The sequence below is a fragment of the Streptomyces shaanxiensis genome (assembly GCF_039537145.1).
Taxonomy (GTDB): Bacteria; Actinomycetota; Actinomycetes; order Streptomycetales; family Streptomycetaceae; genus Streptomyces; species Streptomyces shaanxiensis.
In genome coordinates this window covers 505,548-523,440 of record NZ_BAAAZY010000011.1, presented here as the reverse complement: position 1 = coordinate 523,440, position 17,893 = coordinate 505,548, and the positions used below count along the sequence as shown (strand labels likewise).

The following is a 17,893-nucleotide window of genomic DNA, read 5'->3' as shown; positions in this document are numbered from 1 at the left end:
CTTCGACCATGGTTGAGAAGGTGGGAAACTTCGTGCGGGACGACGACCCTCGGCTGGCCGAGGTCGTGGCGCTGGTGCGGGCGGGCAAGAAGATCCGGGCGATCAAGCTGTACCGGCAGATCACCGGGGCGGACTTCAAGGAAGCCAACGAGGCGGTGGAGCGCATCGGTTGATCGTGCGCATCAGTTGACCGCGCTGGGTCGGCCGTGCCGTGAGGCCGTGGGGGCCGCCTCGGTCACACGTCCTCCCGCCCCCGCTTCCTGGCCTCCGTCAGTCGGCCGGCGCCCAGTTCGACGGCCGCCGAGGTGGCGTCGGAAGGGACCTCGGCGAGGCCGCCGTTGGTGAGGGTGATCGCGTCGTCGCCCACGCGGACGGCGGCGACGTGCAGCGTCAGCGTGGGCGCGTCCTCGTCCTCGGAGACGGCGCTGAGGACGATCCGCAGACCCACGCGGGCGTCCCCGACCTCCGGCATCTCGGCCGCACTCACCTCGACGGCCATCTCCCCGCCGCCCGCCGTCGCGATGAACTCCCCGCACTTTTCCGGCAGGCTGCCGAGCCACGCCAACGTCCGGTCCAGTTCGGCGGGCCGATGGGCCACGACCTGGTAGCGCAGCTGGGCCCCGCCCCACTCGTCGTCCAGACCGACCGACGCGCGCGTACGGGCGTCGGGGCCGAAGAGTTCCTCCGTGTACAGGGCGTCGAGCAGCCGCCCGCAGTCGGCCGACTCGGCGCTCGCCTTGAGCATGGAGTCCCGCCAGGTGGCGAAGCCCTGGGTGGGAACCCAGCCACCACCGAGGTCGGCCTCACTGATCAGGGCGGCACGGGCCTGGGCCTCGGTGAGCGTGGGCGCGGCCGCGGGGGTGGGCGGCGCGGTGGTGGTGTCCGCGGGCGTGACCGCTTCGGGGACGCCCCTGATCGCCTTGTCCAGGTCGCCGAGGGAGCACGCGGACGCGGACAGCAGGGCGGCCGCCGAGAGGGTCGAGGCGATGACGGTGCGGGCCGGGGGACGGGGCATCGCGAGCCTCCTGTGCTGGGTTCGGGGGTGCGCTCAAGATCGGGTGCGTGTTCTTAAGGCACCACCGCGGGAGTACGACCACCAGTGCGCCGGGCCGTCCGGGTGACACCGCCCCACTCGGCGGGCGGGCGATTACGTCGGTCGTGTAACAACCGTCGATGAGCGGCCGCAACATGACGGCCGACTCACCGAGAAGCGGCACTCATAGCTTCTGAGCACCAGCCGATGACCAACGACACCAACGGAGCCGGAAGCCATGAACGACACGAGGATCTCCCGCAAGAAGGCGACCCTGGCGGCGGGCCTGACCGCGGCCGTCCTGCTCGGGGCGTTCGCCACCTCGCAGGCGGCGGACGCGTCGGGGGCGTCGTCGGACGACGCCGGGAAGGCCGGCCGTGCCGTCGCCACCCCGCACGTCCTCAACTTCTATGGCGAGGAGTACGCCGACACCGGCCACGCCGAGCGGCGCCCCGCCAGCCTCGTGCTCTCCGAGTTCACCCACATCGACAACGTGAAGTGGAAGCACTGGGGGGCGAAGAAGGCCTTCGGCACCGGCGACGTCAGCGGCATGTGGTGCCTGCCCGGCTGCCTCGACAAGCCGCTGAAGGGGACCGTCACCCTCTCCGACCCCAAGACCGTGAACGGGAAGACGTACTACTCCGCCTTCACGCTCAAGTTGTCCGGGAAGCCCGGAACGTATGATTCCGAGGACCTTCAGGGCAAGCACGCGCTCGCCACTCCCTGAGCGGCGACGCGACCCGCCCTCGTACGCAAAGGTTCCCGCCATGCGCACACCTACGGCCGTCGCCGCCGCCCTCACGCTGGCCCTGGTGTCGGCCGTGGGCGTCGCCGGATGCGGGGGTGCCGAGCGGCCGCGGGTCCAGGGGCCCGCGCCCACCGCGAGCCCCGCGAACGGCCCGGTCTACGCCTCCGACGCCATGGGACGCCCGCTGGTCCGTCCCGCGAACTTCCCCTTCAGCGAGTTCGCCGGGCTCACGCACGTGAAGTGGCGCAACTGGGGACAGCCGAAGGCCGTGGGCACGGGCGAGCTGAGCGCCTCGTGGTGCAGCCCCGAGTGCGACTACCCGACGGCCACCATCGAGCTGACCCGTCTGGAGCACCAGGAGAACGTCTCGTACTACACCCGGGCCACCGTGGTGTCTCCGCGGGTCGAGCCCGAGTACGAGGCCAACGTGCGCTCGGTGCCCCTGTACGTCCCCGAACCCTAGGCAGAAAGCCGCTACCGATGACCGATGTGCTGCTCGTCGAGGACGACGCCCTGCTCCGTGAGGCGACCCAACTGTCCCTGGAGCGCTACGGCTACGAGGTGCGCACGGCCTCGGACGGGCTCGCGGGGCTGGCGGAGTTCAGGCTCAGGGCGCCGGACGTCGCCCTGCTCGACGTGATGCTCCCGCACCTCGACGGCGTCAGCCTGGTACGCCGCATCCGCGAGACCAGCCGAGTGCCGGTCCTGATGATCTCTGCCCGGACCGACCCCGTGGACGTCGTCCTCGGTCTGGAGGCCGGGGCCGACGACTACCTCACCAAGCCGTACGACATGCCGGTGCTCGTCGCCCGGATCCGCAGCGCGCTGCGCCGGGCCGCCGACTTCACCGGCCCCGGGCAGGCGGCCGTGCAGGAGCCGGCCCTCGCGTTCGGCGACATCACCGTGGAGATCGCCTCCATGGAGGTACGCCGCGACGGGCGACTGCTCGAACTCACCCCCACCGAGCGCAAGTTGATGCTGGAGTTCGCGGAACAGCCCGGTGTGGTGCTGTCCCGGGCGATGCTGCTGGATCGGGTCTGGGACTACGCGTGGGGCGGCGACAGCCGGGTCGTCGACGTCCATGTGCAGCGGCTGCGCGCGAAGATCGGCCGCGAGCGGATCGAGACCGTGCGCGGCTTCGGCTACAAGCTCGTGGCCGGACCGCGGCCCGCGTCCGGTGGCGTCTGACCGCCGCCATGGGACTGCGAACGAAGACAGCCCTGGTCATCGCCGCCGTCGCCGCGGTCGTCGCCGCGTTCATCGGGCTCCTGGTGCACCAGCGCACCGCCGACGACCAGCGCGAGGACGCGGCACGCACGGCCGACGCCCGGCTCATGGAGGTGCTGCAGGACCGGATCGCCGGCGTCGAGACGAACGCGCTGGTCAACCCGCGCGCGCTGCCGACCGTGCTGCGCGACACCGTCACCCACCGGCCCGTGCGGGCCACCTACCTCCAGGAGAGCGCCCACGGCGGCCCGGTGATGTGGGCCGCTGCCCGCAGCGGCGCCGACATCGTCGCCGTACGACGCTCCTACGCGCCCGAGGTGCGGGCACTGAACTCCCTGGACCAGGTGCTGCTCAGCGCGGGCGCCGCCGCCGTCGCCCTAGGCTGCGGGCTCGGCATCGCCGTCGCGGCCGCCGCGGGACGCCGTATCGGCGCCTCCGCCCGCACCGCGCAGCGCATCGCCCACGGCGATCTGACGGCACGTGTGACGCCCAAGGGCAAGGACGAGATCGCCGAACTGGCGGACGCGGTCAACACCATGGCCGACGCGTTGAGCCTTCGGCTGGAGGCGGAACGCCGGGTCACCGCCGACATCGCCCACGAGCTGCGTACGCCGGTCGCGGGTTTGGTGACCGCCGTCGGCCTCCTGCCCCCGGGGCGGGCGACCGAGCTGGTCAGCGGGGGCGTGGACCAACTGCGCCGACTCGTCGAGGACGTACTGGAAGTGGCACGGCTGGACGTTCCGGGCATCGAGCGGGCCCAGCGCGAGCAGGTGCTACTGGGTGAGCTCGCGCGCCGGGCCGTGGCTGCGACGGGCAAGGACGTCGAGGTACGGGTCCACCGGGACGAGGTCGTGGCCACCGACCCGCGTCGGGTCGAGCGGATCCTGGCCAACCTGATCGCCAACGCCTATCGGCACGGGGCCCCGCCGGTGACCTTGGAGGTCGACGGGGCCGCGGTACGCGTGTCCGACCGGGGCCCGGGCTTTCCCGCCGACCTCCTGGCGGAGGGCCCGCAACGCTTCCGCACGGGGGCGCGGGAGCGGGGTACGGGGATCGGGCTGGGCCTGACCATCGTCATGGGCCAGGCCCAGGTGCTGGGCGCCCGGGTGACGTACGAGAACCTCGCTGAGGGCGGCGCTCAGGCCACGGTCGACCTGACGTAGCCGATGAAGGCGGCGTAGGCCTCCGGCGAGAGGGTGAGGGTGCCGTGCTCGGGGTTCTTGGAGTCGCGGACGGCGAGGCAGGGGGCGAGGTCGGCGACCTCGACACAATCGCCGCCCGTGGTTCCGCTGTGCGAGGACTTGCGCCAGGCGACCGAGCCGAGCGGGGCGCACTCGACGCACTCGCCGCCCGTGCTACCGCTGTAACTGGACTTACGCCACAGGACGTTGGCCAGTTCCGGTGTGCTGCCCATAACGCTCCTCCAGTACGTTCTTGATCAGTTCCGCCGAATCCTCCACCGAGAGGGCGGCGCCCTGCAAGCCAGCGTAACGAAGGGCGGCTTCGCGGACGGTTTCCGAATTGGCGGTCATGTGGCCCGAGATCAGGTCCTCCGTGTAGATGATGTCCGGGTCGTCGTCGAAGCGGAGCAGGGTGAACGAGCCATCCAGGCTTGCGTGTTCGCCCACCCCGAAGGGCAACACCTGGAGGCGGATCCAGCGCTCCTGCTGGAGGCTCAGCAGGTGGCGGAGCTGTCCGCCCATGACCTTCGGGCCGCCGATCGGGCGGTGCAGCACCGCCTCGTCGAGCACCACCAACGTCAGGGGCGGCTGCTCACGCTTGAGGATGCGCTGCCGTTCCATGCGGGCGGCGACCACCGCGTCGAGATCGTCGGGCTTACCCGTGGCCAGCACCGCCCGCGCGTACTCCTCCGTCTGCAGCAGCCCGTACACCAACTGGCACTGGTACGTGGAGATGTACGTCGCCTTCGCCTCCATGTCGGCGTACGGCTGGAACCAGGTCGGCAGCTGGCTGCGCAGCACCAGTCCCACCAGGCGGGAGAACATCCCGTCCGTCAGCAGCGCCGCGTCCACGCGCTCGGAGAAGTCCCTCGTCGGGACCTTCAGCGTGGTCTCGATCTGGCCGATCAACGACCCCGTGCAGAAGAGGATCGAGCCCAACTGCTTCAGCGTCAGCCCCGCCTCCTCCCGCTTCCTTCTCAGCTCCCAGCCGTAGTAGTCCAGCGGGGAAGCGGTGGGATCGAGTTCACGAATGTGGGCCAAGGCGTGCCACCCCCAAGCGAGTTGACGCTGCGCGTCATTGCGTCCGGTCTGTAGCTGAGGGTAACCACGCGAATTCGCAGTGGTGATGTGAATCGTGAAAACAAACCGATCGCGACCCGGCCCACCCCCCTGTTACCGTCGCCCCATGAAGCGCGCCAACCCGTCTCTCACGACGACGCCGGACCCCGTCCCGGCGCGCTGACAGCTGAGCGAATCCGCAGCCCCGGGGCGAGTGCCCCGGGGCTGCGGCGTACGTGGGTGCTTGCTCCCGGCTCGAATCGAGGAGCCCCACATGCAGCATCCCCCCGCCCGCGACCACCGCCGTCTCGGCCGCGAACTCGACCTCTTCGACACCGACCCCCTGATGGGCGCGGGCCTGCCGTACTGGCTGCCCGACGGCGCCGTCGTCCGCCACGTACTGGAGGAGTACATCCGCGAAGCCGAACGCCGGGCCGGCTACCGCCACGTCTACTCACCCGTGCTCGGCAAACGCGAGCTGTACGAGATCTCCGGACACTGGTCCCACTACAGCGACGACATGTTCCCGCCGATGGACCTGGGCGGCGGAGAAAACCCCGCCGACCAACTCGTCCTGCGCCCCAGCCTCTGCCCCCACCACGCCCTGATCTACCGCTCCCGCAGTCTCAGCTACCGCGAACTACCCTTCCGCATGGCCGAGTTGGGCGGCATGTACCGCTCGGAGCTGTCCGGCGTCCTCGGCGGTCTCACCCGCGTCCGCGCCATCCACCTCAACGACGCACACATCTTCTGCACCCTGGACCAGGCGGTGGAGGAGGCCCGGGCGGCCCTCCAGCTCATCGCCCGCGCGTACGCCGACCTCGGCATCCAGGCCGTCCGCCACCGCCTCTCCCTGCCCGGCGAGGGCGGCAAGTACGTCGCCGACCCCGCGCTCTGGCAGCGGGCCACCGCGCTGCTCCGCGAGGTCCTCGACGGCTCCGGCATCCCGTACGACGCCGTCGAGGGCGAGGCGGCGTTCTACGGCCCCAAGATCGACGTCCAGATCGCCGACCCGTCCGGCCGCGAGGCGACCCTGTCCACCGTCCAGATCGACTTCCACCAGCCCGAACGCTTCGACCTGCACTACATCGGCCCCGACGGCGCCAAGCACCGCCCGGTCATGGTGCACCGCAGCATCATCGGCAGCGTGGAACGAGCCGTCGCCCACCTGATCGAGCAGCACGGCGGTGCCTTCCCGGCCTGGCTGGCCCCCGTGCAGCTGCTGATCCTCCCCGTGTCGGAGGCGCAGGTCGAACCGGCGGAGAAGCTGCTGCGCCGGGCCCTCGACGAAGGACTGCGCGCGGAACTCGCCGGCCCCGAGCACGGCACCCTGGGCGCCCGTGTCCGCGCGGCCCGCCTCGTGCCGTACCAGGCGGTCATCGGGGAGCGGGAGGCCGAGGCGGACGGCGACCTGGTGGCCGTACGGCTGCGGGACGGGCGGCGGCCGGGGGCCGTACCCGGTGCGGAGCTGGTCGCCCGGATCGCCGCCCGCGTCGCGGCCCGCGGCTCCGAACTGTGGGACGGAGGTTCCCTCGCCGGACGGCCTGCGTAAGGTCGCTGTCGTAGGAGCCCATCCCCCCACGAGGAGCCTCGCCGTGACGAACGACGGTCAGCCCATCCCGGTGATCATCGACTGCGACACCGGTGTCGACGACGCCCTGGCGCTGCTGTTCGCCGTCCGCCACCCGGGGCTGGACCTGCGCGCGGTGACCTGCGTGGCCGGGAACACGGACGTGGACGGCGTCGTACGCAACACCCTGACCGTCCTCGAGCAGGCCGGCGCCCCCGAGATCCCGGTCGCCCGGGGCGCCGCCCTGCCGCTGATCGAGCCCGCCCGCTCGGCTCGGCACGTGCACGGCGAGGACGGCATGGGCGACATCGGCCTGCCCGCCCCGACCCGCGCACCGGCCGACGTGGACGCGGTGACGCTGCTGCGGCGCGAGATCCTCGCCTCGCCGAGGCCGGTGACGCTGATCCCCACCGCGCCCCTCACCAACATCGCCCTGCTGCTGCGCACCCACCCGGAGGTGACCCGCAACATCGAGCGGATCGTCTTCATGGGCGGCGCGGTGGCCTGCGGGAACGCCACGCCGGTCGCGGAGTTCAACGTGTGGCACGACCCGGAGGCGGCGGCGATCCTGCTCACGGCCGGGGTGCCGATCACCATGTACGGCCTGGACGTCTTCCAGCGCGTCGTCGTGCCCGGGGCGGACGTACGGCGGCTGCGCGCGAGCGCGGAACCCGGCGCCCGTCTCGCCGGCGAGCTGCTGTCCCACCGCCCGGCCACGCCGGACGTCGGCGCCGACTCCGAGGCGGGCGGCATCGGCGACGCGGGCGCGGTCTGCGCGGTCGTGGACCCGGCGGGCATCACGACCCGGCTCCTGCCCGTGGAGGTCTCCCTCACCCCGGGCCCGACGCGCGGCCAGACGATCGTCGACCGCCGTCCCCGGCCCGGCGAGTCCGAGATCCACGCCGGGATCCGCGATCAGCAGCTGGTGGACGTGGCCCTGGACGTGGACGTCGACCGGTTCGTGAAGCTGTACCTGACGGCGGTGGAACGCGCCTGACTTCGGGTGTCCGAATGCCGCCTTGTCCGCACAAGCGCGGCTCGGCCACTGTCATGGGGCACACGAAGCACACCGATGACCGACCACCATCGGAGACCCCATGCTGCGGGTGCACTTCACAGCCGACGACCTCGCGCGCGTACGCGTCGCCGCCGCCCCCGATCCCCTCTGGGAGATCGCCAACAGTTTCCAGGCACTGATCAGTGCCGACGCCCCCCTGCTCCTCGGGGAGTGGCGCAGGCTCGTGCGGCCCCGCGTGGGCTCCGTGCACGGGCTGCTCGCCGCGCTGCTGCCGCTCCGGGGCTACTCCCCGGACTTCCTCACACCCGATCTGCGCGGCTCGTTCGACCTGGCGGGCGCCGTCGAGACCGTGCTCGGCACGCCCCGGGCCCGGTTGCGCGGCGACCTGGCACGGCTCGCCGTCTCGCGGGCCCGCCCGGGGCCGCTGCCGCCCGGCACACGCGCTCTGGCCGACGGGGAACCCGACGCCCTGCGCCGGCTGGGCGCCGCCCTGCACACCTATCACCGCCGCGCGCTCGCCCCGTTCTGGCCGCGGATCCGGGCCCAGGTGGACGCCGACCGGGCCGTGCGCGCCCGGGCGGTGCTGGAGGGCGGCACCGACGGCCTGCTGGCGGGCTTCCGGCCTGTGCTGCGCTGGCAGTCGCCCGTCCTGGAGGCCGACTATCCGGTCCGTCGTGAACTACGGCTCGGTGGCCGGGGGTTACTGCTGCAGCCGTCGTTCTTCTGCCTGCGAAGACCCGTGACGCTGGCCGCCGAGGACCTGACGCCGGTCCTCGTCTACCCGATCCAGCACACCCTCGGCTGGGCCCGGGAGAGCGGGGGCACGGAAGCCGGCGTGGAGCTGGGCGCCCTCATCGGCCGTACCCGGGCCGCCATCCTGGAGGACGTCGTCACCGGCCGCACGACCGGCGAACTCGCCGAGCGCTTCGGCGTCTCGGGGGCGGCGGTGAGCCAGCACACCGCGATCCTGCGCCGGGCGGGCCTGCTGGTGAGCGTCCGCCGCAGCAAGAACGTCCTGCACACCATCACCCCCACCGGCCTCGCCCTCCTCGAGGGTGCGCGTGCTTCCGTTTAAGGCACGGCTTCAACGTGTGGCAGGGGCGGGGGAGTTGGCCACAGCCTGAGGGCACGCATGAACAAACAGGGGGTTCGAAGAATGCACACAGTGCGTGCCCAACGTTCCGTCCTCGGCGTCATCGGCGCCCTCATCCTGGCTCTGGCGGCCGTGTTCGCCGCCGGACCGGCGCAGGCCGCGTCGTCCTCGACCAATGCCGCGGTCGCGCCGCCCGCACCACAGGGCGCACAGGCGGCGGACGTCTCCATCGCCGCGGTCTCGCCGGGGATCTCCCCGGCCGCCAACTTCATCCATGTGGCAGCCGGCGGCACTTTCGACTGCACCAGCGGCAGCCTCTGCGCGGCGGTCTGGGATCCCACCACGAGCGACTGGAAGATCTACTACCTCTACACCTGCGCCAGGTACTCCCTCTCCAACTGGAACGGCACCGGCTACTACTTCGACGAGCAGACCGGTGGCGTCACCTCCTACTTCTACGGTCAGAGCGGCAACGTCCTCAGGTCGTTCAAGCCCGACGGCGGAATCCGCCACGAGGTGGACTGGACACCGGTCTGGTCCATCCGCAACTGCTGACCGAACCTCAGACGGACAAGGGGCCCGGGGTGATCACCCCGGGCCCCTTCAGTGCCCCTGGATCAGGAACGCGCCGCGCGCCGCCGCTTCGACGCCACGACGAACGCCGCACCGCCCGCGACCAGCACCACCGCGCCGATGGCGATCGGGCCGGTCGCGCTGCTGCCGCCGGTCTGGGCGAGGTCGCCGTCGCCGCCGTTCGGGGACGGGGCCGGGGCGGACGGCGAGTCCGAGGCCTCCGGGGTCGGGGTCTCGGTGGACGGGGTCTCCGAGGCCGGCGGCGTCGTCTCCTCGGCCGGGGTCGACGGCTCCTCGGACGCGGGCTCCGACGGCTCGGCCGGCGGCGTGGTCGGCGGCTCCTCGGTGGCCGGCGGCTCGGTCGTGCAGTCCTTCGTGCCGCCGTTCCAGGCCGCGATCAGCTTGTCCTTGATGACCGGACGGTCCGGGCCCTTGGGCAGCTCCCCGTGCTCGAAGCCGTCGTTCGCGTCGAGCTTGCCGTCGAACTTCACCGCGCCCCGGTACATGTCGATCTGCGCGAAGCAGCCCGCGTCCGGGACGGCGATGTCGAGGGTGTCGGTCTGGCCGGGCTTGACCGAGACCGTGTCGAAGTCGACGAAGACCTGCTCGCCGGAGGTGGCGAAGGTCGGCCCGTGGGCGAGGTAGGAGGCGAGCGAGGCGGTGCAGGTGGTGGCGTCGGCGGCGGCGCGGACGGTGACGTGGACCTTGCCGTCGTCGGTGACCTTCAGGTTCTGGTCGTCGACCTTGACCGAGTCGTAGAAGTTCGTGCCGTCGAGCGAGAACTGGCAGCGGTCGGTGGCCGTCTCCGTGCCGGCACCCGTGCCGGGCTGGTAGGTGCCGCCGGACTTCCAGCCGTCGCCGCCGTGCGATCCGTGCGCCCAGGCGCCGGAGGCGGAGGCGACGGTGGCCGCGCAGAGGGCGAGCGACGCGGCGCCCGTCCCCAGCAGGCGTCGCGCGATGACACGTCTCGCTATGGACATGCGTATCCCCATTTTTTGGTGTGCAGCTGTGCATGCGAATGAGGGGGCCGGAAGCCCCTCATGGTCTGAGAAACACTGGGCTCACTGATCACTTGGGCCACAGCGTGAGCACATGGTGAGGCTCCTGGGAGAACGCTGTCAACCTGCGGTAACGGCCCTTGAGTTCGGCCGCCATCACAATTTCGCCACACCGGGAAGGAACCGCTCCGGCTGCCGCGGACGTTCACTTTTCCGGCGATGTGGACAGAGATCTCCTTATCGCCCGCACGCACCGCAGAGGAGTCCGTGTGACCGACCCGTCCCTGCCCGATCTCTCCTCCCGCGACCCCGACTGGTGGCGCCAGGCCGTCATCTACCAGGTCTACCCCCGCAGCTTCGCCGACGGCGACGGCGACGGGCTCGGCGACCTCAAGGGCCTGACCCAACGCCTGGACCACCTCGCCGGCCTCGGCGTGGACGCCCTGTGGCTCAGCCCCTTCTACCCGTCCGAACTGGCCGACGGCGGCTACGACGTCGCCGACTACCGCGACGTCGACCCACGCCTGGGCACCCTCGACGACTTCGACGCCATGGCCGCCGAGGCCCACCGACTCGGCCTGAAAGTGATCGTCGACCTGGTCCCCAACCACACCTCCCACCAGCACGTCTGGTTCCAGGAGGCACTGCGGTCCGGCCCCGGCTCGCCCGCCCGCGACCGCTACGTCTTCCGCGACGGCCGCGGCCCGCACGGCGAACTCCCGCCCACCGACTGGCAGTCCGTCTTCGGCGGCAGCGCCTGGCGCCGGGTCCCCGACGGCCAGTGGTACCTGCATCTGTTCACCCCGCAGCAGCCCGACCTGAACTGGGAGCACGAGGAGGTCCGCGCCGACTTCCGCACCACCCTGCGGTTCTGGTCCGACCGCGGCGTCGACGGCTTCCGCGTCGACGTCGCCCACGCCCTCGCCAAGGACCTGAGCGAGCCGCTGCGCGACCTCGGCGCCCCGGAGCTCAGCCGCGAGGAGGAGCTGGACCGGTTCCCGCCCGGCACCCACCCCTTCTACGACCGCGACGAGGTCCACGAGATCTACCGCGACTGGCGCAAGATCTTCGACACCTACCGCCCGCCCCGCATGGCGGTCGCCGAGGCCTGGGTGACCTCGGCCTCCCGCCGCGCCCTGTACGCCCGCCCGGACGAACTGGGCCAGGCCTTCAACTTCGAGTATCTCCAGGGGAGTTGGGATGCGGAGGAGCTGAAGCGGATCATCACCGACTCGCTCGCCACGGCCCGCTCGGCCGGCGCCTCCGCCACCTGGGTCCTGTCCAACCACGACGTCGTACGCCACACCTCCCGCCTGATGCTCCCGCCCGGCACCGACGACAACGCCTGGCTCCTGTCCGGCGGCCACGCCCCGGCCGTCGACGAGTCCGCGGGCCTGCGCCGGGCCCGCGCCGCGACCCTCCTCATGCTCGCGCTGCCCGGTTCGTCGTACGTCTACCAGGGGGAGGAACTCGGCCTGCCCGAGGTCGCCGACCTGCCCTTCGAGGTCCTCCAGGACCCCATCTGGGAACAGACCGGACGCGTCCGCAAGGGCCGCGACGGCTGTCGGGTGCCGCTGCCGTGGACGACGACGGGGCCGTCGTACGGCTTCGGCGCGGGCGGGTCCTGGCTGCCGCAGCCGTCGGGTTTCGGGGCGTACGCCGTCGAGGCCCAGGACGGCGTGGAGGGTTCCACCCTGGAGCTCTACCGCAGGGCCCTGCGCCTGCGTCGCAAGCTGCTGGAGGGCGAGGAGCTTCAGTGGGTGCCGGACAGTCCGGCCGGGGTCCTGCACTTCGCCCGCTCGGACGGCTGGCGGTGCGTGGCCAACCTCTCCGGTTCGGCGGTCGAGTTGCCGCCGGGTGAGGTGCTGATCGGCAGCGGGCCGCTGGAGGGGGGTCTGCTGGGGCCGGACACGACGGTCTGGCTGGCGTAGACCGCGCGGGTCATTTGAGGGCCACCTGTGGCTCGCCCGCCGCCGGTGGTGGCGGGGTCAGGTCCTGGGACGGGAGTTTCGGCGGGGTCGTCTCCTGGAACAGGACCTGGTCGAAGTCGACCAGCCCCGTCTTCTCCATGACCGTGATGTGGTCGAGCACGGTGTCGTTGGCCTGATCGGCGAGTTGCCGCACCAGGGAGTTCTCGGTCGTGGCCCGGATCTTCGCGACCGTGGAGAAGATCTGGCCGTGCGTGGTGCGCAGGATGTTCGCCATGTCGCTGTCGAACCGCCTGCCCGTGTCCGAGCTGAGCGTGGCGACGAAGCCTTGCTGCTGAGGGCTCGGCTTGTTCGGCAGGGTGATGTTCAACCGCGCGGCGATCCTGCGGCAGGTGGCGTCGAGCCCGGCGTGTCCGGAGACCAGGTGCCGGCCGGCCGTGCGCACCGCCGCGGTCGTGCCCTTCCGCAGGGCCATCTGCCCCACCGGGTACTCCCACAGCCCGGCCGCCCGCACCTTCACCACGAAGTCCCGGTCGGCCTCCGTCAGCGGGCCCGTCGAGGTCTGCGCGATGACCCGGTCCGGTGCGGCGGAGACGGTGCTGAAGCCGAGCATCGAGGGATAGGCGAGGGCGGCGAGCGTGAGACTCAGGGCGCCGCCCACGAAGAGGGTTCCGGTCGCTTGCCGTGTGATGCGCACCGTGCTGCCTCCTGCCCCGGGGTCGTCGTACGGAAGTACGGACCCCGGGGCGTGGAGAACCTTTTGAGTTGGCATCGGCTCCGCAAAGCAATGGCTGTGCAGGGGCGGCTCAGCGCTCGGCGCCCTTGCGGAAGGTCGCCCGGGCCCACAGGTAGCCCGTCAGGCCGAGGCCGGCGCACCAGGCCAGGGCGATCCAGGCGTCGTTGCCGATCTCGGTGCCGAGCAGGAGGCCGCGCAGGGTCTCGTTGATGGGCGAGAAGGGCTGGTACTCGGCGAACCAGCGCAGGCCGGTCGGCATCGAGTCGGGGGTGACGAACGCGCTGGAGAGGAAGGGCAGGTAGATCAGCGGCATCGGGGCGTTGCTCGCGGCCTCGATGGTCTTCGAGTTCAGGCCCATCGCGGCCGACAGCCAGCTCAGTCCGAAGGCCAGGAACAACAGCAGACCGAGGGCGGCGGCCCACTCGACGGCCGTGGCGTCGGGGCGGAAACCGATCGCGTACGCCACCCCGGTCACCAGGGCGAGGATGAACACGATCTGGATCATGTTGCCCAGCACGTGCCCCGTGAGCACCGAACTGCGCCAGATCGCCATCGTGCGGAAGCGGTTGATGATGCCCTCGGTCATGTCGGTGCACACGGTCACCGCGACCGTGATCGTGCCGGAGGTCACCGCCATCACGATGATGCCGGGGACGAGGTAGTTGATGTAGGCGTCGCGGTCGCCGACCCCGATCCCCTCGCCGATCGCGCCGCCGAAGACGTACACGAACAGCAGCAGCATCAGGACGGGCAAGGTGACGATCTGCACCGTCAGGGACGGATAGCGCAGCATGTGCTTGATGTTGCGGCGCAGCATCGTCATCGAGTCGCGGAAGGCGTAGGAGCGGGTGCGCGCGGGGGTGGTGGTGGCGGTGGTCATCGGGGTGTCCTTTCGGGGACGGGTCGGGCGGCGGTGGGTCATGCGGCGGTGGTGGTCTGCCGGCTCTCGGTCAGTGCGAGGAACACGTCGTCCAGGTCGGGGGTGTGCACGGTGAGCGACTCGGCCTCGACGGCCGCGGCCTCCAGCAGGTCGAGGACCGCGCGCACGGTGGCGGGGGTGCCGTCGCCGGGGACCTGAAGGGCGAGGTTCTCGGGGTCGCGCTGGGCGACCTCGAAGACCCGGGCGGCCGCGTCGAGCTGCCGCTCGTCGGCGAACCGGAGCCGGATGTGGCTGCCGGGGATACGGCGCTTGAGCTCCTCCGCGGTGCCCTCGGCGACGAGCCGGCCGCCGTGCAGCACGGCGATGCGGTCGGCGAGCTGGTCGGCCTCCTCCAGGTACTGCGTGGTGAGGAAGATCGTGATGCCCAGGTCCTCGACCAGGCCGCGGACCAGCTCCCACACGGTGCGGCGGCTGCGCGGGTCGAGGCCGGTGGTGGGCTCGTCGAGGAAGATGATCCGCGGCTCGCCGACCAGCGTCATCGCGAGGTCGAGCTTGCGGCGCATACCGCCGGAGAAGGTGGAGGCGGCCTTCTTCGCCTCCTGCGTCAGGTCGAAGCGCTCCAGCAGGTCGGCGGCCCGGCGGCGGCCCTCGCCGCGGCTCAGGTGGTGCAGGTCCGCCATCAGCAGCAGGTTCTCCTCGGCGGTCAGCAGCCCGTCGACGGCGGCGAACTGGCCGGTCACACCGATCGAGCGGCGTACGTCGTCGGCCTGCCGCACGACGTCGTGGCCGGCGACCCGGGCCTCGCCGCCGTCGGCGCCGATCAGCGTGGACAGGATCTGGACGGTGGTGGTCTTGCCCGCGCCGTTCGGGCCGAGCAGGGCGAAGACCGACGCCTCGGGGATGCGCAGGTCGATGCCGTCGAGCACCAACTTCTCCCCGTACGACTTGCGCAGGCCCTCTGCGTGGATGGCGGTCATGACTCTCCTCGGTGACTTCTACGACTTCTACGACTTCTACGGGGACTTTTACGGTGTGCAACTCCGTGAACTTGCACACCGTAAAACTTGACTTGCACGGTGTGCAAGTCCTTACGGCGAGAAACTTTTACGGCGTGCAAGTTGCGGTTACGCTGGACTCATGGCGCGAGAGACCTTGAACCGTGAACAGATCGTCCGGGCGGCGATCGAGCTGCTGGACGCCGAGGGCATCGACGGCCTGAGCATGCGCAAGCTCGGCCAGAAGCTGGGCTCGGCGGCGACGGCGATGTACTGGCACGTCGGCAACAAGGAGAACCTGCTGGTGCTCGCGGCCGACGAGGCGTGGAGCGAGGTCCGGCTGCCGGACGTACCGGCGGTGGGCTGGCGGACGGCGGCGCGCGAGCTGATGTACGCCGCACGTGAGCTGTGCGACCGGCACCGCTGGCTGGTGCGCGTGATCACCACGTACGTCGGCTACAGCGACGGGATGGCCCGCTTCCAGGAGTGTGCGTACGAGACCTTCGAGACCGCCGGTTTCCGGGACGCGGACCTCGACTGGGCCGTGAGCACCCCGTTCATGTTCGTGACGGGGCTGGCGTTCATGACCTCGACCGAGGCCGCCGAGGTCAAGGAACGGGCGTCGCGGAACCCGGCCGCGCAGTCGGAGGAGGAGGCCGCGGTCGTCGCGCAGGCCCACGCCATCGCGGCGAAGTACCCACGGCTGGCCGCCAGCGGGGAGGCGCAGGCGCGGCGGGGGGAGAGCTTTTCGGAGCAGGTCGACGAGGTCTTCGCGTTCGGCGTGCAGACGATCCTCGACGGGCTGGAGGCCCGACTGGGGGCACGGTCCGACTCCGTCTGAGTGGAAGGCGCGGGCCCCTCGCGTGGCGGACCGCCCGGCGCGGCCCCGCTGCCCGAGGATCCGGACGCGTGGCACGCACCTTCGACGAACTGGTCGCCATGCAACGCGCGGCCGACCAGGCACACACCAGGGTGGAGGAGCTCCGGAGCCAGTACGGGCCGCCCGCCCACAGCCCGTGGACCGAGCTCCAGACCGACACGTACGAGACCGCCTGGCGGGCCTGGCGCGACCTCGCCCGCGACGTCCAGACCGCGGTGACCGAGTACGCGAAGGAGCAGGGCAGCGCGCGGGGCGAGGTCGAGGCGGACGTGAAGAAGGCCGTACGGCATCCGGAGCAGGGGTTTCAGTCGTAGTCGTGGTCCGCCCGTATCGGCTGATCGGCGGCGACAGGCCCCCGCACGGGTGGTGCACGTCGGCTGACCGGCCCGTACGGCCGAGCAACACCCGTCACCTGTGCGAACGGGCCGTGAGAATCGCAGGCAGTGGTGTTGCCGACGCATGTGTGAGGAGCCCCGCCGACGATGAGCAGGTCCTGGAAGACGACGGTTCTCGGGTCGCTCGCTGTCGCGGGCGTGGTGTCCATGTCGGGGGTGACGTACGGCGTGGCGTACGGCGCCGAGGGCCCGACGGAGGCGGTGACCTCGGTGGGCCCGGCCGGTCCGGACGGTTCGGCCGGCCCTGATCTGTGGGCGGCGGCGACGATCGAGCCCGGGCGGGAGGGGCGTGTCGAGGTCGGGGGCTACGAGGGGATGCCGCTGGGCGAGGGTTCCACGCTGACACTGACGGCGCCGACGGGGACGAGGGTGACGGGTATGCCGTTCGCCGCGCTCGGGTACCGGGGGGCGGTGGGGCAGGGCGGGGCCAGCGGGACGTACACGTTCACGGGGCCGTCGGCGGCGGCCGGGGACCCGGATTCGGCAGCGGGTCCGGCATCGGGTTCGGGTTCGGCATCCGATTCGCCGTCGGAGGCATGGAAGCGCCGTACGTTCCCGTTCGTCCTGTCGGTCGGCCCGGAGGCCGAACCCGGCACCAGGCTCCCCGACTGCGCCCTGGTCCTGCGGGACGCGAAGGGCACCGTGCGGGAGAGGGGCACCTGCACCGTGACGGTCGGACTGCCCGCGCCCACCCTGTCCCGCCCTCAGTCGGGCGTCCCCGTGAGCGCGCTGTCGAGGACAGTGGGCACGGCCTACCCGGGCGCCCAGATCACGGTCCGTGACGCCGCGGAGAACGAGGTCTGCTCGACCACCACAGGCCCCAACGGCATCTGGCACTGCGTCCCCGCCCTCGCCCTCACCCCCGGCCCGGGCCGCCTCCAGGCGACGGCGACGATGAACGGCGTCAGTTCGACCAGCGAACAGATCGACATCACGGTGTCGGGCGCGCCCGAGGTTCAGGCGACGAGCTCGCGCAAGCCTCAGTAGCGCACGGCCCTCGCCACCTCCGCCCGCACCTCGCCGCCCAGGTCGCGGGTGCTGCGGCCGGTGGCCGTCCCCGTCTCGCCCGCCGGTACGTCGGACACGGTCACCACGGTGGCGTCCAGGAGGTTGCCGTCCTCGTCGCGGAAGTTGATCTGTACGGCGAAGGACCGGGTCGAGTCGGTCGTGTTGTCCGCGGTGACCTCCACGGTCGTACGGCCGTCCGAGTCGGTCTTCGGCGCGCCCAGTTTCACCGCGTCCTTGGCGTCGATGCCGCCCTTGATGTCGTCCAGCTGGCGGCTCGCCTCCGCGGTCGCCGAGGCGAAGGCCGATGCCGCTCTGCTGGCCACGGAGGAGGGGGTGTCGTCGTCGCCGCACGCCGTGAGGAGGGCGGCGGTCAGTGCGGCGGCCGTCGTGAGCATCGTGGTCGTCGTCCACCGCGTTCGGTGACCGGGCATGGCGCCTCCAGCGGGTGCGTTCCGTGCGCGTCGGGACCTGACTGTCCGGGCTCCTCCAGTGAAGTTCGGTACGCCCGAGCCCGCACTCCGGCCGTCACCCGTTCGGTCCTCCCCCGTGGTGACCGCCCCCGGCCGAACCC

Annotated in this window: 21 protein-coding genes; 13 read left to right on the top strand and 8 right to left on the bottom strand. The window is 71.5% G+C overall.

Features of this window, described 5'->3' with window-relative positions; translation table 11 throughout:
• The first annotated feature begins 8 nt into the window (after positions 1–8).
• Complete coding sequence (locus ABD932_RS22140) at positions 9–173, top strand: hypothetical protein (RefSeq protein ID WP_345015267.1); 165 nt, start codon at positions 9–11, stop codon at positions 171–173.
• A gap of 62 nt (positions 174–235) precedes the next feature.
• On the opposite strand, the gene ABD932_RS22135 is transcribed toward ABD932_RS22140, so the two are convergent.
• On the bottom strand, positions 236–1,015 hold the full coding sequence (locus tag ABD932_RS22135) for a hypothetical protein (protein ID WP_345015266.1): 780 nt from the start codon (positions 1,013–1,015) through the stop codon (positions 236–238).
• A 256-nt stretch (positions 1,016–1,271) separates the two neighbouring features.
• Between ABD932_RS22135 and ABD932_RS22130 the strand changes: the two genes are divergently transcribed.
• From ABD932_RS22130 to ABD932_RS22115, 4 genes are read left to right on the top strand one after another with little or no spacing between them, the layout of a single operon-like run.
• Positions 1,272–1,760 (top strand): hypothetical protein, encoded by a 489-nt coding sequence (locus ABD932_RS22130; RefSeq protein ID WP_345015265.1) that lies wholly within the window; start codon positions 1,272–1,274, stop codon positions 1,758–1,760.
• Positions 1,761–1,800: 40 nt separating this feature from the next.
• Positions 1,801–2,244: a hypothetical protein gene (locus ABD932_RS22125; protein WP_345015264.1), complete on the top strand. Its 444-nt coding sequence runs from the start codon at positions 1,801–1,803 to the stop codon at positions 2,242–2,244.
• A 17-nt stretch (positions 2,245–2,261) separates the two neighbouring features.
• Positions 2,262–2,969 carry a two-component system response regulator CseB gene (gene cseB / locus ABD932_RS22120; protein WP_345015263.1) on the top strand — a complete coding sequence of 236 codons (708 nt, stop codon included), beginning with the start codon at positions 2,262–2,264 and terminating at the stop codon, positions 2,967–2,969.
• An 8-nt stretch (positions 2,970–2,977) separates the two neighbouring features.
• Complete coding sequence (locus ABD932_RS22115; RefSeq protein WP_345015262.1) at positions 2,978–4,171, top strand: HAMP domain-containing sensor histidine kinase; 1,194 nt, start codon at positions 2,978–2,980, stop codon at positions 4,169–4,171.
• Here the strand turns inward: ABD932_RS22115 and ABD932_RS22110 are convergent.
• Both ABD932_RS22110 and ABD932_RS22105 read right to left on the bottom strand, forming a co-directional pair.
• A complete protein-coding gene (locus tag ABD932_RS22110; RefSeq protein ID WP_345015261.1) occupies positions 4,147–4,422 on the bottom strand; it encodes a DUF397 domain-containing protein in 276 nt (91 codons plus the stop codon). The two genes, ABD932_RS22115 and ABD932_RS22110, sit on opposite strands and share 25 nt — an antisense overlap.
• Entirely contained in the window at positions 4,382–5,230 is an 849-nt protein-coding gene (locus tag ABD932_RS22105; protein WP_345015260.1) for a helix-turn-helix domain-containing protein, read from the bottom strand. The genes ABD932_RS22110 and ABD932_RS22105 overlap by 41 nt, the downstream gene beginning before the upstream one ends.
• Positions 5,231–5,522: 292 nt before the next feature.
• On the opposite strand from ABD932_RS22105, the gene thrS reads away from it, so the two are divergent.
• The 4 genes from thrS to ABD932_RS22085 all read left to right on the top strand — a co-directional run bounded on the left by thrS (position 5,523) and on the right by ABD932_RS22085 (position 9,484).
• The gene (thrS, locus tag ABD932_RS22100) at positions 5,523–6,800 is read left to right on the top strand and encodes a threonine--tRNA ligase (RefSeq protein WP_345015259.1); all 1,278 of its coding nucleotides are present in this window, start codon (positions 5,523–5,525) and stop codon (positions 6,798–6,800) included.
• 43 nt (positions 6,801–6,843) lie between these two features.
• Entirely contained in the window at positions 6,844–7,815 is a 972-nt protein-coding gene (locus ABD932_RS22095) for a nucleoside hydrolase (RefSeq protein WP_345015258.1), read from the top strand.
• A gap of 100 nt (positions 7,816–7,915) precedes the next feature.
• A complete protein-coding gene (locus tag ABD932_RS22090; protein WP_345015257.1) occupies positions 7,916–8,911 on the top strand; it encodes an ArsR/SmtB family transcription factor in 996 nt (331 codons plus the stop codon).
• A 90-nt stretch (positions 8,912–9,001) separates the two neighbouring features.
• Positions 9,002–9,484 (top strand): hypothetical protein, encoded by a 483-nt coding sequence (locus ABD932_RS22085; RefSeq protein WP_345015256.1) that lies wholly within the window; start codon positions 9,002–9,004, stop codon positions 9,482–9,484.
• A 62-nt stretch (positions 9,485–9,546) separates the two neighbouring features.
• On the opposite strand, the gene ABD932_RS22080 is transcribed toward ABD932_RS22085, so the two are convergent.
• Positions 9,547–10,482: an LAETG motif-containing sortase-dependent surface protein gene (locus ABD932_RS22080; protein WP_345015255.1), complete on the bottom strand. Its 936-nt coding sequence runs from the start codon at positions 10,480–10,482 to the stop codon at positions 9,547–9,549.
• 287 nt (positions 10,483–10,769) lie between these two features.
• Here ABD932_RS22080 and ABD932_RS22075 point away from each other — a divergent pair, with 287 nt between their 5' ends.
• Positions 10,770–12,431 carry a glycoside hydrolase family 13 protein gene (locus ABD932_RS22075; protein WP_345015254.1) on the top strand — a complete coding sequence of 554 codons (1,662 nt, stop codon included), beginning with the start codon at positions 10,770–10,772 and terminating at the stop codon, positions 12,429–12,431.
• Positions 12,432–12,441: 10 nt separating this feature from the next.
• Here the strand turns inward: ABD932_RS22075 and ABD932_RS22070 are convergent, their stop codons facing one another.
• The 3 genes from ABD932_RS22070 to ABD932_RS22060 all read right to left on the bottom strand — a co-directional run bounded on the left by ABD932_RS22070 (position 12,442) and on the right by ABD932_RS22060 (position 15,021).
• Entirely contained in the window at positions 12,442–13,089 is a 648-nt protein-coding gene (locus ABD932_RS22070) for a DUF4142 domain-containing protein (protein ID WP_345015407.1), read from the bottom strand.
• Positions 13,090–13,234: 145 nt separating this feature from the next.
• Positions 13,235–14,044, bottom strand: a complete 810-nt coding sequence (locus ABD932_RS22065) for an ABC transporter permease (protein WP_345015253.1) — start codon at positions 14,042–14,044, stop codon at positions 13,235–13,237.
• A gap of 38 nt (positions 14,045–14,082) precedes the next feature.
• On the bottom strand, positions 14,083–15,021 hold the full coding sequence (locus tag ABD932_RS22060; protein ID WP_345015251.1) for an ATP-binding cassette domain-containing protein: 939 nt from the start codon (positions 15,019–15,021) through the stop codon (positions 14,083–14,085).
• Between the two features lie 160 nt (positions 15,022–15,181).
• On the opposite strand from ABD932_RS22060, the gene ABD932_RS22055 reads away from it, so the two are divergent.
• The 3 genes from ABD932_RS22055 to ABD932_RS22045 all read left to right on the top strand — a co-directional run bounded on the left by ABD932_RS22055 (position 15,182) and on the right by ABD932_RS22045 (position 17,301).
• Entirely contained in the window at positions 15,182–15,880 is a 699-nt protein-coding gene (locus tag ABD932_RS22055; protein ID WP_345015250.1) for a TetR/AcrR family transcriptional regulator C-terminal domain-containing protein, read from the top strand.
• Positions 15,881–15,948: 68 nt separating this feature from the next.
• A complete protein-coding gene (locus ABD932_RS22050) occupies positions 15,949–16,233 on the top strand; it encodes a hypothetical protein (protein ID WP_345015249.1) in 285 nt (94 codons plus the stop codon).
• Positions 16,234–16,401: 168 nt separating this feature from the next.
• Complete coding sequence (locus ABD932_RS22045) at positions 16,402–17,301, top strand: collagen-like domain-containing protein (protein WP_345015248.1); 900 nt, start codon at positions 16,402–16,404, stop codon at positions 17,299–17,301.
• Here ABD932_RS22045 and ABD932_RS22040 read toward each other — a convergent pair.
• Positions 17,295–17,753 carry an FxLYD domain-containing protein gene (locus ABD932_RS22040; protein WP_345015247.1) on the bottom strand — a complete coding sequence of 153 codons (459 nt, stop codon included), beginning with the start codon at positions 17,751–17,753 and terminating at the stop codon, positions 17,295–17,297. The two genes, ABD932_RS22045 and ABD932_RS22040, sit on opposite strands and share 7 nt — an antisense overlap.
• Positions 17,754–17,893: the final 140 nt, after the last annotated feature.